Source organism: Saccharothrix violaceirubra, assembly GCF_014203755.1.
GTDB classification, from domain to species: domain Bacteria; phylum Actinomycetota; class Actinomycetes; order Mycobacteriales; family Pseudonocardiaceae; genus Actinosynnema; species Actinosynnema violaceirubrum.
Genome location: NZ_JACHJS010000001.1, coordinates 1,746,642 through 1,761,678 on the forward strand (window position 1 = coordinate 1,746,642; position 15,037 = coordinate 1,761,678).

A 15,037-nucleotide genomic window follows, 5' to 3' on the forward strand; every position below is an offset into this window, starting at 1 on the left:
TCCGAACGGGTGTTTCGGGGTGCCTGAGTGGAGGACTCGCGCGGTGGTGGTCGGGGAGACTGGCGGGGGAGGTGGTCGGGTGGGGTGGCCACGAGGCGGGTTCGGCCGGGTTCGGCAGCCGGTGCTGGTCGCGGGGTTGGCGGCGGTCGCGGCCGGGGTGCTGGTGTTCGTCGACCCCACCGGGCCCGGGTCGTGGCTGCCGCCCTGCCCGCTGTTCGCGTTGACCGGCATCCAGTGCCCGGCCTGCGGGTCGACGCGCATGGTGCACGCGTTGATCCACGGCGACGTCGTCGCCGCCTGGCACTTCAACGCGGTCATGCTCGTGGCCGGGCTGCCACTGCTGGCCTGGCTGTGGGTGCGGTGGCTGCGCGCCGCCCGGCGGGGGACGGCGGCGCCCGTCGGCAACCGGGTCGGTGTGCCGGTCCTGGTGGTGGCCGTGCTCTGGATGCTGGTGCGCAACCTAGTCGCGTAGCTTGCGGCCGTACGGGTCCGTGCCGCCGCTGACCAGCAGGATGATGCCGTCGACCAGGGTCCAGACGCCCAGGCCGCCGCACGTGAGCAGCTGGGCGATCGCGATCCCGTAGTGGCCGGTGTAGAACCGGCCGATGCCGAACGACAGGAAGATCTGGAGCAGGCCCGCCACGACCTTCGACCGGTTCGACAGCGGCTGCCCGGTGAACTGGTCGTAGCCGTAGGGCGCGGGATGGCCGTGCGGGCCGTAAGGCGACGGCGCCGCGTAGTACGGCCCGGTGGGCGGGAAGCCCGCGGGCGGGGGCGGGTAGTACGTGCCGGTCTGCGGCTGGGCGAACGGGGGCGGCGGGGGCGGCACGTCCATCGGCGGCGGGCCCGCGTAGGTCGGCGGCGGCAGGAAGTCCGGCCGCGGGTGGGGCAGGTCGGTGAACAGTCCCGCCAGCTGCTCCGCGTACTGCGCCTCCGCGGCCTGGCCGACGCGCACCTCGTACTCGCCGATGTCCAGTCGCCCGGCGGCGAAGTGGTCGTTGAGCGAGGTGATCGCTTCCTCGCGCTGCTGGTTGCCGATCCGGATCCGTTCTGCTTCCGACACGCCACAAAGCTAGCCGATCGGCCGCCCGGCCGGTCGTGACCGGTGCCGACGACGCGGGCACAATGCCGGCGTGCAGGACGTGATCACCGCCTTCCTCGACCACCTCGCCGTCGAGCGCGGCACGGCGCGCAACACGCTCGACTCCTACCGGCGTGACCTGCGCCGGTACGCCGAGCACCTGGCGGGCCTGGGGATCACGTCGCTCGACGACGTCGCGGAGTCGACCGTGACCGGGTTCCTCGCCGCGCTGCGGGAGGGCGGACTGGCCGCGTCGTCGGCCGCGCGCACGGTCGTCGCCGTGCGCGGTCTGCACCGTTTCGCGCACCGGGAAGGCCGTACCGCGCACGACCCGGCGCACGCCGTGCACCCGCCCACCCCGCCGAAGCGGCTGCCCAAGGCGTTGCCCGTGGACGACGTGCTGCGGTTGCTGGACACGCCGGGCGACACACCGGCGGCGTTGCGCGACCGGGCGTTGCTGGAGTTGCTCTACTCCAGCGGTGCCCGGATCTCCGAGGCCGTCGGGCTCGACGTGGACGACGTGGACGCGGGGGAGCGGACCGTGCTGCTCGACGGCAAGGGCGGGCGGCAGCGGCTCGTGCCGGTCGGCCGGCCCGCGCTCGCGGCGCTGGACGCCTACCTCGTACGGGCACGTCCCGTGCTGGCCAAGCGCGGCGGCCCGGCCCTGTTCCTCAACGCGCGCGGCGGTCGGTTGTCCCGGCAGACCGCGTGGCACGTGCTCAAGACCGCGGCCGAACGCGCGGGCATCACGCGCGAGGTCTCGCCGCACACGTTGCGCCACTCGTTCGCCACCCACCTGCTGGAGGGCGGCGCGGACGTGCGCGTGGTGCAGGAGTTGCTCGGCCACGCGTCCGTGACCACGACGCAGGTCTACACGCTCGTCACGGTCAACACCCTGCGCGAGGTGTACGCCACGGCCCATCCCCGCGCGAGGGGTGGAACCGCGGGCGGTCACGGGTAACGTGTGCGCATCCGCCGCACGCCCACGACGAGCGAACGACGAGCCCGGAGGTGACGCCGCCGTGCCGAGCCTGGACGAGCCCGAGCCCGCGGAGATCGAGCTGAGCGCGGTGCTGCACGCGTTGAGCGACCCGACCCGGCTCGCCGTGATCCGCCAGATCGAGGCCGACGGCGAGCGCTGCTGCGGCACGCTGGTGGTCGACGTGGCCAAGTCCACGCTGTCCCAGCACCTGCGCGTGCTGCGCGAGGCCGGGCTCACCCGGACCAGGGCGTGCGGGAACCAGCGGTGGGTGTCGCTGCGCCGCGACGACCTGGACGAGGTGTTCCCGGGACTGCTCGACGTGGTGCTGCGGGCGGCCGACCGGACGGCCCGCACGCCGGTGGCCGCCGGCTGACGGCACCCGATCACCGCCGGCGGGTCGGGTGGTCCACGGCGAGGCGCGTTGCCGGCCGTCCCGGGTGTGCTTAGGCTGCGCCTGGGTAGCGGACTAGGAATCGGGAAACGATGTCGACACCGGAGCACGCCGGCGGTGTGTGGGGCAGCCCCCCGCCGCCACCGCCTCCGACCGGTGTGCCGCGCGCGTCCGTCGAGCTGAGTCTCGCCCCGCACGCCGCGCCGGTGGACGAGGACGCCGTCGAGCAGGTGGCCGGCGACATGGGTCCGACCGGTCGGCCGTTGCGCTACACGCCCGACCCGCCGCTGATCGCCCACCACGGCCCGGCCACGATCCTGGCCGTCTGCAACCAGAAGGGCGGCGTCGGCAAGACCACGTCGACGATCAACCTGGGCGCGGCGCTGGCCGAGTACGGCCGCCGCGTGCTGCTGGTCGACTTCGACCCGCAGGGCGCGCTGTCCGTCGGCCTGGGCGTGCACCCGCACCAGCTCGACCAGACCATCTACAACGTGATCATGGAGCGGGACGTCGGCATCCGCGACGTCATCCTGGACACGCCGGTCGAGGGCATGGACCTGCTGCCCAGCAACATCGACCTGTCCGCCGCCGAGATCCAGCTCGTGTCCGAGGTCGGGCGCGAGCACACGCTGGTGCGCACGCTGCGCCCGGTGATCGACTACTACGACTACGTGCTGGTCGACTGCCAGCCCTCGCTCGGCCTGCTCACGGTGAACGCGCTGGCCGCGGCCGACGGCGTGCTCATCCCGCTGGAGTGCGAGTTCTTCAGCCTGCGCGGGGTCGCCCTGCTGATGGACACCATCGAGAAGGTCAGGGAGCGGTTGAACCCGAAGCTGGAGATCACCGGCATCCTCGCCACCATGTACGACCCGCGCACGCTGCACTCGCGCGAGGTGATGGCCCGGGTGGTCGAGGCGTTCGGCGACGTCGTGTTCGACACGGTGATCAACCGCACGGTCCGCTTCCCGGAGACGACGGTCGCGGGCGAGCCGATCACCCGGTGGGCGCCGCGCTCGGCCGGGGCCAAGGCGTACCGGGCGCTGGCCCGCGAGGTGATCGCCCGGTGACCCGACGCCCCACCTTGCCGGGCGCGTCAGAGCTGTTCCGCTCCACCGGTCCCGCCGCCGACCCCGCGCCCGACCGTGTCGTCACCGGGCGGGAACGGCACGCCACGAAGATCACCGTGTACGTGTCCGACGAGGAACTCCTGGCGCTGGAGCACGCGCGGTTGGCGTTGCGCGGCGAGCACGGACTCGCGGTCGACCGGGGCCGGGTGGTGCGCGCGGCGATCGCGCTCGCGCTCGACGACCTCGACGCGCACGGCGGGGACTCGCCGCTCGTCCGCAGACTGCGGGACCGGTGAGCGCGCCCCAGGCCCCGGAGCACGACGGCAGGTTCAAGGTCCGGCTGACCAACTTCGAGGGCCCGTTCGACCTGCTGCTCCAGCTGATCTCGCAGCACACGCTGGACGTCACCGAGGTGGCGTTGCACCAGGTCACCGACGACTTCATCGCGCACATCCGCAACCTGGGCGACGACTGGGACCTGGACGAGACCACCGAGTTCCTGGTGATCGCCGCGACCCTGCTGGACCTGAAGGCGGCCCGGCTGCTGCCGCAGGGCGACGTCGAGGACGAGGACGACCTGGCCCTGCTGGAGGCGCGCGACCTGCTGTTCGCGCGGCTGCTCCAGTACCGGGCGTACAAGCAGGTCGCGCTGCTGTTCGGGGAGTTGGAGCAGGGCGCGTACCGGCGCTACCCGCGTTCGGTGGCGTTGGAGGAGCGGTACGAGGGGCTGCTGCCCGAGGTGATGCTCGGCGTCGACGCGGCGAAGTTCGCGCTGCTGGCGGCGGCGGTGTTCCGGCCCAAGCCGCCGCCGACCGTGTCGCTCTCGCACGTGCACCAGCACCGGGTGTCGGTGCGCGAGCACGCCGACCGGCTGCGCGAGGTGATCGCGGCCCGGGGCACGGTGACGTTCGCCGAACTCGTGGCCGACCGCACGGAGACGATGGAGATCGTGGCCGGGTTCCTGGCCCTGCTGGAGCTGTACCGGGAGCGGGTGTTGGCGTTCGAGCAGCCCGATCCGCTGGGCGAGCTGACCGTGACGTGGGTCGGCGGGACCGTCGAGGAGGCGCGGGCGGCGGCCCGTGACGAGGACGAGGAGTACGGGTGAGCGAGCCGACCGCGGTCGACGACGAGTCGGGGCTGCCCGACCTCGCCGACGACGAGGAGTTCGCCGGCGCGGTGGAGTCGGTGCTGCTGGTCGTGGACTCGCCGGTGTCCGAGGAGCAGCTCGCGAGCGTCTTCGAGCAGCCGGTGCGCCGGGTCACGGCCACGTTGCGCCGGCTGTCCGCCGACTACACCGCGCGGGGCAGCGGTATCGACCTGCGTAGAATCGGGGACGGCTGGCGGTTCCACACCAGGGACCGCTTCGCGCCATTCGTGGAGAAGCTGCTGCTCGACGGGCAGCGTGCCAAGCTCACGCGGGCCGCGTTGGAGACCCTCGCGGTGATCGCCTACCGGCAGCCCGTCACGCGGGCCCGGGTCGCGGCGGTGCGCGGGGTGAACGTCGACGGCGTGATCCGCACGCTGGTCGCGCGCGGGCTCATCGCGGAGACGGGCACCGACTCCGACACGGGTGGCATCCTTTACCGGACGACCGAACTGTTCCTGGAGCGGTTGGGCCTGGCGTCGTTGGACGACCTGCCCCCGATCGCTCCCCTGCTGCCCGAAGTGGATGCGATCGACGATGTCTGACCAAGAGCCCGAGGGCATCCGGCTCCAGAAGGTGCTCGCCAAGGCGGGCATCGCCTCCCGGCGGGTCGCCGAGGAGCTGATCGAACTGGGCCGGGTGCAGGTCGACGGCGAGGTCGTGCGCGAGCAGGGCCGGCGGATCGACCCGGAGACGGCGGTCGTGCACGTCGACGGCGTGCGGGTCGTGCTCAAGGACGACGTGATCACGTTGGTGCTGAACAAGCCGCGCGGCGTGCTGTCCACGATGCACGACGAGACGCACCGGCCGTGCGTCGGCGACTACCTCAAGCACCGCAAGGAACGGCTGTTCCACGTCGGCCGCCTCGACGCGGACACCGAGGGCCTGCTGCTGCTGACCAACGACGGCGATCTCGCGCACCGGTTGATGCACCCGTCGTTCGGGGTGTCCAAGACCTACCTGGCCGAGGTGCCGGGTCCGGTGCCCAAGGGCATCGGCAAGGAGTTGCGCGCGGGCGTCGAGCTGGAGGACGGGCCGGCGTCGGTCGACTCGTTCAAGGTCGTGTCGTCGATGCCGGGCCGCGCGCTGGTCAAGGTGGTCGTCCACGAGGGCCGCAAGCACATCGTCCGCCGGTTGCTCGACCACGTCGGCCTGCCGGTGCAGAGCCTGGTGCGCACGGCCGTCGGCGAGGTCCTGCTGGGTCAGCAGCGGCCGGGGTCGATGCGCGTGCTCAACCGCCAGGAGGTCGGCTCGCTGTACAAGGCGGTCGGTCTGTAGTCGTTCCGGGGAGACCCCGCGCGGGGGTGGGCGGCGTCGGCGACGACGGTGCCCACCCCCGCGGTGTTTCCCACGGGGTGGGACGCCCCCGCGTTCGCACCGATCCTGACGTCCGGGTTCGGGGCGAGCTGAGACGCTCTCGGAAAATTCACGTCCTGGTCATCGTGACCAGGCATATTCCATCCGGTTTTGATCCGGTGGTCGCGATCGCTTCAGTGTCGGTCGAAAGCAACTTGCAGGACGGGCCGTGAAGGATTCGCGGCAGTAATTTCCCGAGCACTCATTGTGAAGGGCGGGTCCCACTCTCTAGATTGGGCCGGGTTCGTCCGCTGTGATCAACCGGAAGTAGGCGTTGCGCGTGCGTGCGCTCACCCGGGGACTGCTCGGCGTGGTCGGGTTCCTGCTCGTGTGGGAAGCGTTCGGCCGGTCCGGGGCGGTGCCCGTCGACTACCTGCCCCCACCCTCGGTGGTGGGCGGCGAGCTGATCAGGCTCCTGGGCGACAAGGCGTTCCTGCGTGACGTCGTCGCCACCGTCCTCGCACTGCTCATCGCCGTCGGGGTGTCGATCGCGATCGCCGTCCCGGCCGGACTGGTGCTGGGCAGCGTCCCCGCCGTCCGGCACGCCACCCACGCGGTGATCGAGTTCCTGCGGCCGATCCCGTCGGTCGCGTTGATCCCGCTGGCGATCGTCATCCTGGGCATCGGCCCGGAAACCAAGATCACGCTGGCGGTGTACGCGTCGGTCTGGCCGATCCTGTTCAACACCATGTACGCGCTGGACGAACTCGACTCGCTGCTCGTCGACACGGCCAAGGTGTTCGGTGCGGGACGGCTGCGGGTGCTGTTCTCGGTCGCGCTGCCCAGCGCGCTCCCGTTCGTGCTGACCGGGATCAGGCTGGCCGCGACCACCTCGCTCGTCGTGCTGGTGAGCGTGGAACTGCTCGCCGGCGGCGAGCGCGGGATCGGACTGTTCATCATGGACGCCCGCAGCGGACCGGGTCGGATGGACCTGGTGCTGGCCGGGACCGTGGTGGCCGGTGTGCTCGGCTACCTGCTCAACGACGGGCTCGAACGGGCCCAGCGTCGGTGGGTCGCGTGGAGTCCGGCGGCCGGGAGGCGGTCGTGAACCGGTTCCTCCAGCGCTGGCTGGTGTTCGTCGGCCTGGTCGCGGCGTGGGAGCTGGCGACGTGGATCGCCGACGACCCGTTCTTCCCGCGGCCGAGCGTGATCGTCGAGTCCGCGCACCTGCTCTGGCTGTCCGGACCGGCCGGGCACCTGTTCCTGACCGACGCGGTCTTCGAGCACGTGGGACCGAGCCTGGCCCGCCTGCTCGGCGGGTGGGCGATCGCCGGTGTCGTCGGCGTTTCGCTGGGCGTCCTGCTGGGTCGTTCGCCGACGGCCCTGCAGTTCGTGGGTCCGGTGCTGACGTTCCTGCGGTCGATCCCGCCGCCCGCGCTGGTCCCGGTCTTCCTGCTGGTGTTCAACATCGGCACGCAGATGCAGCTGGCCACGATCGTCTTCGGCGTGCTGTGGCCGATCCTGCTCAACAGCGTCGACGGCGCGCGTTCCGTCGACGAGACCAAGTCCGACACCTCGGCCGTGTTCCGCATCCCCCGGTTCCAATGGATCACCGGCGTCGTGCTCCCCGCGGCGGCGCCCAAGATCTTCGCCGGGCTGCGGGTCAGCCTCTCGCTGTCCCTGGTGCTGATGGTCGTGTCGGAACTGGTCGGCACCGACAACGGGATCGGGTCGCAACTCCTGGTGGCGCAACGGGAGTTCGACTACCCCGACATGTGGGCCGGGATCGTCCTGCTGGGAGTCCTCGGCTACGCCCTCAACACCGTGCTCCTCGCCTTCGAACGCCGGGCGCTGTCCTGGCAGCCGAAGCGGGAGCGCACCCCCGCGACGGTGGAGAAGTGACAATGACCGCGATGCTCGAAGTGGCCGGTCTCGGCCACACCTACCAGGCGAAGGACGGCGCGCACACCGCGATCGCCGACCTGTCGTTCACCGTCGGCACCGGAGAGCTGGTCTGCGTGGTCGGGCCGTCCGGCTGCGGCAAGTCCACGCTGCTGCGGACGATCTCCGGTCTGATCAGCCCGACGAGCGGCGACGTCACGCTGCACGGCGACGCCGTGCGCGGCGTGCCCGACGACCTGGCCGTGGTGTTCCAGGACTACAGCCGTTCGCTGTTCCCGTGGTTGTCGGTGCAGAAGAACGTGGAGTTCCCGTTGCGGCACTCGCTGCGGCGGCGGGCGCGCAAGGCGCGGGTGGCCGAGGCGCTGGAGTGGGTCGGGCTGACCGGCGCGGCGCGCAAGTACCCGTGGCAGCTCTCCGGCGGCATGCAGCAGCGCGTGGCGATCGCGCGGGCGTTGGCGTACCGCCCGGCACTGTTGCTGATGGACGAGCCGTTCGCGTCGGTGGACGCGCAGACCCGGTTCGAGTTGGAGGACCTGCTGTTGCGGGTGCGCACCGAGTACGACACCACGGTGCTGGTCGTGACGCACGACATCGACGAAAGCGTGTACCTGGGGGACCGCATTCTGGTGTTGTCGTCGTCGCCCGCCGCGGTGGTCGCGGATCTGCGCGTCGACCTGCCCGCGCAACGCGATCAGATCACCACGCGCGAATCGGAATCGTTCGTGGCGTTGCGCGGCGAGGTGGCCCGGCTGCTCAATGTCGGCCGGTCGTCGAAGGAATTGCGTGCCCAACGGCACGCGGATGAACGCCAGGCGGCGCGGTGGGCCGAGGCGGAACGCGCCGAAACCGGTCGCATCGACGTTCCCCGGCAATCCACCCGGTGACGTGGCTTTGATTCACGGAGGGCTTTGTCCGCCGCTTCCGGGCGACGGACGAAGCCCTCCGGCGCGTTCAGGGTCCGACGTAGTTCTGGGCGAAATAACCGGCGGAGGACCGGGAGCCGATGAGGTGTTGCAATCGGGCCTCGCCCAAACGGCTCAGGAACGGCTCCGGCGAGCGGTGGATCATGAATACCATCCATTGCGAGAACTCCTGCGCACGCCATACACGACGCAGGCAGACGTCCGAGTACTCCCGCAGTCCGCGGTCATCCCCCGATCGGTGATACCCGATCAGGGCGGCGGCGAGGACTTCCGCGTCGTGCAATGCGAGGTTCATTCCCTTGGCGCCGACCGGCGTGATGATGTGGGCGGCGTCGCCGAGCAGGTAGAGGCGGCCGTGGTTCATCGGTTCGACCACGTGACTGCGCATGTCCAGGATGCGCTTCTCGGTGATGCGGCCCTGCGTGAGCCGCCAGTCCGAGTCCCGCAGCGCGAGGCGTTTGTGCAGTTCGGACCACACGCGCTCGTCGGGCCAGTTGTCGACCGAGTCGTCGACCGGCACCTGGAGGTAGTAGCGCGAAACCGTCGAACTGCGGAGCATGTGCCCGGCGAATCCGTCCGGGTGCAGCGCGTAAATCACCTTGTGGGTCGACGGCGGTGCCTCGGCGAGGATCGACAGCCACTCGATGCCGTGCTGGTGGGAGTACTCCTGGAGGGCGCCCGCGGGGATGCTCTGCCGCGTGACGCCGTGGAAGCCGTCGGCGCCTGCGATGAACGAGCAGTCGAGCCGCTGCTCGTGGCCGTCGGCGTCGACCCAGGTCAGGGCCGGTTCGGTGGTGTCGATGCCGTGGGGGCGGACGTCCCGGACGGCGAAGCGCAGGTCGCCGCCCGCGTCGAGGAAGTGCCGGACGAGGTCCTTGACGACCTCCTGCTGCGGATAGACGTAGTGGGTCTGCCCGCCGTAAAGGGACGAGTAGTCCACTTCGTGTGCCTCGCCGTTCACCCGGAATTCGCACGCTCCGTGTCGGTCGGCTTCGGCGAGGAGTCGGTCGGCGAGGCCGTGGTCGTCCAGCATGCGGACGGCCCGGTGTTCGATCACGCCGGCGCGCGGGCGGGTTTCGATGTACTCCCGCGTGCCCTTTTCCAGCACCACACAAGGGATATCGGCCTGGTGGAGCAGGTTGGCGAGTGTCAAGCCCGCCGGTCCCGCGCCCACGATGCCCACCGGGCGCTGATTGGTCTGGACGGCCGATTCGGTGTGAAGATCGCTCACCGCATACCCCTGCCTCTGGACAGCCTGTGCAAAGATGCTCACCGAAGGTAGTGGATCAACCTTCAAGTGTCGGTCTACTGGGTACTTGCCGAACCATCCACATAACCGTGAGTGGCCTTGGAGTAACTCTTGTAGACCGTGCATCCTGCCCCCGCAATGTCGCCACTCCAACAGGAGATGCCCCCCATGACTCCAAGAGTCGGCCGTACGGCCCGAACGATCGTCGGCGCGCTGTCCGCGCTCACGATGCTGGTCGCGGTCTCCGGCTGTGGTCTGCTCGGCGGTTCCGATGAAACCCCCGCCGCCTCCGGCGCCCCCACGCCGGGCAAGCTCGAGAAGACCAAGATCAAGCTCGGTCTGATCCCGGTGGTCGACGTCGCGTCGGTGCACGTCGCCATCAAGAAGGGCTACTTCCAGGAGGAGGGGCTGGAGATCGAGCCCGTGAAGGTGCAGGGCGGCGCCTTCGCGATCCCGTCGTTGCTCAAGGGTGAACTCGACATCACCTTCGGCAACTGGGTGTCGTTCTTCGCGGCCGAGTCCAAGGGCGCGGCCCGGGACGTCGACGGCCTGAAGCTGATCAACGACGGCTACCAGGCCAAGCCGGACATGTTCCTGATCGTCGCCAAGGCCGACTCGCCGATCAAGGCGCCGAAGGACCTGGTCGGCAAGACGATCGCGATCAACACGTTCAAGAACATCGCCGAGTTGACCGCGAAGGCCACCCTCGAGGCCAACGACGTCGACCCCTCGAAGGTCAACTTCAAGGAGTTGCCGTTCGGCGACATGGAGGCCGCCGTGCAGAACGGTTCGGTCGACGCGGCGTTCATGGTCGAACCGTTCATCAGCAAGGCGCAGCGCTCGATCGGCGCGGTCACCGTGCTCGACGCGGCGTCCGGTCCGACCGACTCGATCCCGGTCGCGGGCTACGGCACCACCGGCAAGTTCGCCAAGGAGAACCCGAACACCATCGCCGCGTTCCAGCGCGCGATGGCCAAGGGTCAGCGCGACGCCGCCGACCGCCTGACGGTCGAACCGCTGCTGGTCGAGTACGTGAAGGTCGACAAGGAAACCGCGAGCCTGGTGCACTTCGGCGAGTTCCCGGTCACTCTCGATCCGACCCGGTTGCAACGTGTCGCGAACCTGATGCGAACCTATGGTCTGCTCGACAAGGACTTCGACGTGAAGCCCATGCTGCTGCCCGGTTCCGGAGGCTGAACCGGCGGACGGCGGGGGCACTCGCCGGTGCTCCCGCCGTCCGTTTATCGAACGGGTCGAGCGGCCCGAAAAAATCATGGACCCGGGGATGTCGATCGTTTTGCCGGGGTCGGTACGACCGCCGGCACAACGGTTGATTTGAAAACTATCGCGTTCGGCGTCCGAACGGCGGTATGACGGACGCGAGTTTTACTCCAAGATCCACCGGGTTTGTAAGGACCTGTCGTTTACTGGCTGGGGGGCTGGGGAGTGTGCTGACGGTGCGCGGTCACGATGACCACGCCTCCGGGGACGAACCGGAGCGGATCGAACTCGACACGGGTGCCGAGCGCGGGACACCCGACTCGGGACCCGCCACTGGCACGACAGCGCCCGCCGACCGGGGAGTGGCCCGGTGGCGCCTGCGCAACTGGCGACTGCGGAGCAAGCTCGCCGTGGTCCTGCTGGTACCCGCATTGAGCACGTTGACCCTCGCGGGTCTGCGCCTGAACACCCAGCTCGACGACGTCGAGCTGTACGGCGAGGTCCAACGCGAACTGCGCCTGTCCGCGCAGGCCGCCGCGGTGGTCGACACGCTCCAACTCGAACGCGACGCGGCCGTGCACTTCGTCGCGAGCCGCCGCGACAGCGGCATCAACGCCGAGCTGTCCGCCCGCGCGAGCCGGGTGGACACCGAGGTGGCCAAGTACCGCGACGTGGCCACGACCGTCGCGGGCATCGACGAACCCGTGCGCGAGGCGTTCCAGAAGTCGCTCCAGTCGCTGGACGCGCTGCCCGCCCTGCGCAACACCACGACCACGACGCTGTACCCGGACGTGTCCGTGGCCAGCGCGTACGGCCAGATCATCGCCTCGCTCGCCCAGGTGCACCGGGCGACCGCGAGCAGCCTGAGCCACCCGGACATCACGCCGCTGTCCGGCGCCAACCTCGCGCTTTATAGCGCCAAAGAGCAGCTCTTCCAGCAGAACGCGATCCTGCTGTCCACCGCCAGACGCGGGGGGTTCGGCCCCAACCAGGAAGTGGCGCTGCGGGCGTCCCAGTCCAGACTGGACGCGGCCCTCGCGGAGTTCACCAACGTGGCGAGCCGGGAAAACCGCCAGCTGTACTCCGACGTCGTGTCCGGGACGTCGGTGGACGCGCGGAACCGACTCGTCACGTTGTCGTTGGTGCAGTCCGCCGAGTCCGGCCGGGTGTCCATCGGCGACACCGACGTGCTCAAGGTCGGCGAGGAGACCGCGGCGCTGATCCGCACGGTCTCGCAGGACATCGAGAAGCAGGCCGACCGGGCCGCCGCCGACCTCGTCGACGCCGCGCGGACGGGGGCGTGGCGTGACGCGGCCCTGGTCGCGTTCGCCCTGATCATCGCGTTCGCCCTGATGGCGTTCGTCGCCCGGTCCATGGTCAAGCCGCTGCGCGTGCTGCGCCGCAGCGCCATGGACGTGGCCCGCAACCGGCTGCCGGAGGCGATCAAGCGCATCCGCACCCACCGCGACCCCGACCTGGCCGCGGAGGAGGCGCTCGTCCCGGTGCCGATCACCACGACCGAGGAGGTCGGCCAGGTGGCCCGCGCGTTCGACGCGGTCCAGCGCGAGGCCGTGCGACTCGCGGTCGAGCAGGTGGCGTTGCGCGCCAACGTCAACGACATGTTCATCAACCTGTCGCGACGCAGCCAGGCGCTCGTGGAGCGGCAGATCGCCGTGATCGACCGGCTGGAGCAGGACGAGCAGGACCCCGACCAGCTCGCGTCGCTGTTCGAACTCGACCACCTCGCGACGCAGATGCGCCGCAACAGCGAGAACCTGCTGGTCCTGTCCGGCACCACGGTCGCCCGCCGGGTCACCCGGCCGGTGCCGATCAACGAGGTGCTCGGTGCGGCCGTGTCCGAGGTCGAGAAGTACGCCCGTGTGCAGATCGCGCCCGCACCCGAGCTGAAGGTCCAGGGCCGCGTGGTCAACGACCTCGCGCACCTCATCGCCGAGTTGCTCGACAACGCGACCGCGTTCTCCAAGCCCACCACCAAGGTGACGGTGCGGGCGATAGAGACCCGGCGCGGCGAGGTGTCGATCCGCATCCACGACCGCGGCGTCGGCATGCAGGAGCAGGACGTCGCCGAGGCGAACTCCAAGCTCGCCGACCCGCCCGAGGTCGACGTGTCGGTCGCCCGCGAGATGGGTCTGTACGTGGTCGGCCAGTTGGCCAAGCGCCACGAGATCCGCGTGACGCTGAGCAACAACGACGACATAGAGGGTGGTGTCACCGCGCAGGTCGTCCTGCCGGTGTCGTTGCTCCACCGCGGCCCCGAGCAGCCGCCGACCGGTCGCCCCACGCCACCGGTCCCGGCCCGCGAGGAGCCCGACGTCGCCGACAGCGGGGTCGGTGTGCTCGCGGGCGTGCCCAAGTGGACGCCCGACGGGGCACCGTCGATGTTCGACGCCGAGCCCGTGCCCAGCGTCGTCGAGACGCACCGGCAGGAGCCGGCGGCGGACTTCGAACCGTTCCGGGTCGAGCAGACGCCGACCACGGACCTGTTCACCGCGACCGTGACCGACTCGCCCGCGCCGTCGGCGGCGGGCGTGCCCGATTACACCTATCCGCCGCTGCCGCAGCGGCCCGTGCCCGCGGCGGCCGAACCGGAGCCCGAGCCCGAACCGGCGCCGCGTCCCGTGCCGCCGGTCGAGGACGAGGCGTCGACGCAGCGCCTGCCGATCTACGAGGACGTGCTGTCCCGCTGGTTCCAGGGCAGCGAGGCGTCCGAGGCGCCGGTGCACGGCGACCTGTCGGCCGAGTCGTACGACGCCGGGTCCGACGAGTCCTACGACGCGGAGCCCGACCCGGTGTCCGACGCGGACGCCTCGTCGGTGCCGCCGGAGAGCCCGGCCGAACGCACCCTGTTCGCCGACCGGGTCGACCTCGTCGGACCCGACACCGAACCGGAACCGTCGCGGCGCACCTCCGGCGGCCTGCCCAAGCGCGAGCCCGGCCCGTCGGCCATCCCGAGTTCGGGAGCCGCGACCGTGCCCGGCGGCTGGGGTGCCTCCGACGACGGGTGGTCGGCCGCGACCGCCCTGCTGGGGTCCACTGTGGACGACACGACCACGGCCGGCCTGCCCAAGCGCGTGCCCAAGGCACGCCTGGTGCCGGGCTCGCTCACCGGGCCCTCGCCCCGTTCGGCGACGGGCGCACAGCGACAGTCCGCGGGCGTGGCGACCGCCGAACAGCCGATCCCCGGGCGGTCCGCCGACCGGTTGCGGCAGCGGTTCGCCACCTACCAGCGCGGAATCCAACTCGGACGCGAGTCCGCCGACTCCGACGGTCTGCCCTGGGAGGGGCTGCCGTCCCAGAGTGACGCAGACAAGGAGCAGAAGTGACCACCCCAGCAGTCGAAGGTCTCGACAACTTCAGTTGGCTGGTCGACGACTTCGTGAGCAGGGTCGCGGGTGTCGCGCACGCGATCGTGGTCTCGGCGGACGGGTTGTTGCTGGCCTCGTCCACCCGCCTGCCCCTCGACCGCGCGGAGCAGTTGGCCGCCGTGGCGTCCGGACTGGTGAGTCTGAACCTCGGCGCGGCGCGCTGCTTCGAGGCAGGCGACGTGCGGCAGACGGTCGTGGAGATGGAACGCGGCTACCTGTTCCTGATGTCCATCAGCGACGGGTCGTGCCTGGCCGTGCTGGCGGCGCCGAACTGCGACATCGGCCTGATCGGGTACGCGATGACCCGGCTGGTCGAGCGCGTCGGCGTCCAGCTCACCCCGGAGATCCGCTCGCAGTTGCACGTGGCGATGCGCGGCTGAAGCCGTGACCTACTA

At 70.6% G+C, this 15,037-nt stretch carries 16 protein-coding genes; 14 read left to right on the forward strand and 2 right to left on the reverse strand.

The window, feature by feature from the left end; genetic code table 11:
• Positions 1-79: 79 nt before the first annotated feature.
• A complete protein-coding gene (locus F4559_RS08735) occupies positions 80-472 on the forward strand; it encodes a DUF2752 domain-containing protein (RefSeq protein ID WP_184667388.1) in 393 nt (130 codons plus the stop codon).
• Here the strand turns inward: F4559_RS08735 and F4559_RS08740 are convergent.
• The gene (locus F4559_RS08740; RefSeq protein ID WP_184667390.1) at positions 461-1,063 is read right to left on the reverse strand and encodes a DUF1707 domain-containing protein; all 603 of its coding nucleotides are present in this window, start codon (positions 1,061-1,063) and stop codon (positions 461-463) included. The genes F4559_RS08735 and F4559_RS08740 overlap by 12 nt on opposite strands.
• Before the next feature lie 70 nt (positions 1,064-1,133).
• Between F4559_RS08740 and xerD the strand changes: the two genes are divergently transcribed.
• The 10 genes from xerD to F4559_RS08790 all read left to right on the forward strand — a co-directional run bounded on the left by xerD (position 1,134) and on the right by F4559_RS08790 (position 8,747).
• Entirely contained in the window at positions 1,134-2,042 is a 909-nt protein-coding gene (gene xerD / locus F4559_RS08745; RefSeq protein WP_184667392.1) for a site-specific tyrosine recombinase XerD, read from the forward strand.
• 61 nt (positions 2,043-2,103) lie between these two features.
• Positions 2,104-2,436: an ArsR/SmtB family transcription factor gene (locus F4559_RS08750; protein WP_184667395.1), complete on the forward strand. Its 333-nt coding sequence runs from the start codon at positions 2,104-2,106 to the stop codon at positions 2,434-2,436.
• A 110-nt stretch (positions 2,437-2,546) separates the two neighbouring features.
• On the forward strand, positions 2,547-3,521 hold the full coding sequence (locus tag F4559_RS08755; RefSeq protein ID WP_221447176.1) for a ParA family protein: 975 nt from the start codon (positions 2,547-2,549) through the stop codon (positions 3,519-3,521).
• A complete protein-coding gene (locus F4559_RS08760; RefSeq protein WP_184667397.1) occupies positions 3,518-3,817 on the forward strand; it encodes a hypothetical protein in 300 nt (99 codons plus the stop codon). Before F4559_RS08755 ends, F4559_RS08760 begins: the two co-directional genes overlap by 4 nt.
• The gene (locus F4559_RS08765) at positions 3,814-4,626 is read left to right on the forward strand and encodes a segregation and condensation protein A (RefSeq protein ID WP_184667400.1); all 813 of its coding nucleotides are present in this window, start codon (positions 3,814-3,816) and stop codon (positions 4,624-4,626) included. Before F4559_RS08760 ends, F4559_RS08765 begins: the two co-directional genes overlap by 4 nt.
• Positions 4,623-5,210 (forward strand): SMC-Scp complex subunit ScpB, encoded by a 588-nt coding sequence (gene scpB / locus F4559_RS08770; protein WP_184667402.1) that lies wholly within the window; start codon positions 4,623-4,625, stop codon positions 5,208-5,210. Before F4559_RS08765 ends, scpB begins: the two co-directional genes overlap by 4 nt.
• Entirely contained in the window at positions 5,203-5,943 is a 741-nt protein-coding gene (locus F4559_RS08775) for a pseudouridine synthase (protein ID WP_184667404.1), read from the forward strand. Before scpB ends, F4559_RS08775 begins: the two co-directional genes overlap by 8 nt.
• Positions 5,944-6,301: 358 nt before the next feature.
• The gene (locus F4559_RS08780) at positions 6,302-7,069 is read left to right on the forward strand and encodes an ABC transporter permease (RefSeq protein ID WP_184667407.1); all 768 of its coding nucleotides are present in this window, start codon (positions 6,302-6,304) and stop codon (positions 7,067-7,069) included.
• Positions 7,066-7,863, forward strand: coding sequence for an ABC transporter permease (locus tag F4559_RS08785; RefSeq protein ID WP_184667409.1), 798 nt, complete (start codon positions 7,066-7,068; stop codon positions 7,861-7,863). Before F4559_RS08780 ends, F4559_RS08785 begins: the two co-directional genes overlap by 4 nt.
• Before the next feature lie 2 nt (positions 7,864-7,865).
• Positions 7,866-8,747, forward strand: a complete 882-nt coding sequence (locus tag F4559_RS08790) for an ABC transporter ATP-binding protein (protein WP_184667411.1) — start codon at positions 7,866-7,868, stop codon at positions 8,745-8,747.
• Positions 8,748-8,814: 67 nt separating this feature from the next.
• On the opposite strand, the gene F4559_RS08795 is transcribed toward F4559_RS08790, so the two are convergent.
• Complete coding sequence (locus F4559_RS08795) at positions 8,815-10,083, reverse strand: 4-hydroxybenzoate 3-monooxygenase (protein WP_246445113.1); 1,269 nt, start codon at positions 10,081-10,083, stop codon at positions 8,815-8,817.
• 120 nt (positions 10,084-10,203) lie between these two features.
• Here F4559_RS08795 and F4559_RS08800 point away from each other — a divergent pair, with 120 nt between their 5' ends.
• From F4559_RS08800 to F4559_RS08810, 3 genes are all read left to right on the forward strand, one after another.
• Positions 10,204-11,232 (forward strand): ABC transporter substrate-binding protein, encoded by a 1,029-nt coding sequence (locus F4559_RS08800; protein ID WP_184667412.1) that lies wholly within the window; start codon positions 10,204-10,206, stop codon positions 11,230-11,232.
• Between the two features lie 260 nt (positions 11,233-11,492).
• Positions 11,493-14,600: a nitrate- and nitrite sensing domain-containing protein gene (locus F4559_RS08805; protein WP_184667413.1), complete on the forward strand. Its 3,108-nt coding sequence runs from the start codon at positions 11,493-11,495 to the stop codon at positions 14,598-14,600.
• Positions 14,597-15,022, forward strand: coding sequence for a roadblock/LC7 domain-containing protein (locus tag F4559_RS08810; RefSeq protein ID WP_184667414.1), 426 nt, complete (start codon positions 14,597-14,599; stop codon positions 15,020-15,022). The genes F4559_RS08805 and F4559_RS08810 overlap by 4 nt, the downstream gene beginning before the upstream one ends.
• Positions 15,023-15,037: the final 15 nt, after the last annotated feature.

Coding starts and splice junctions, on each gene's coding strand:
- F4559_RS08800 (WP_184667412.1), top strand. CDS start 10,204: ATGACTCCAAGAGTCGGCCGTACGGCCCGAACGATCGTCGGCGCGCTG.
- F4559_RS08755 (WP_221447176.1), top strand. CDS start 2,547: ATGTCGACACCGGAGCACGCCGGCGGTGTGTGGGGCAGCCCCCCGCCG.
- F4559_RS08790 (WP_184667411.1), top strand. CDS start 7,866: ATGACCGCGATGCTCGAAGTGGCCGGTCTCGGCCACACCTACCAGGCG.
- F4559_RS08775 (WP_184667404.1), top strand. CDS start 5,203: ATGTCTGACCAAGAGCCCGAGGGCATCCGGCTCCAGAAGGTGCTCGCC.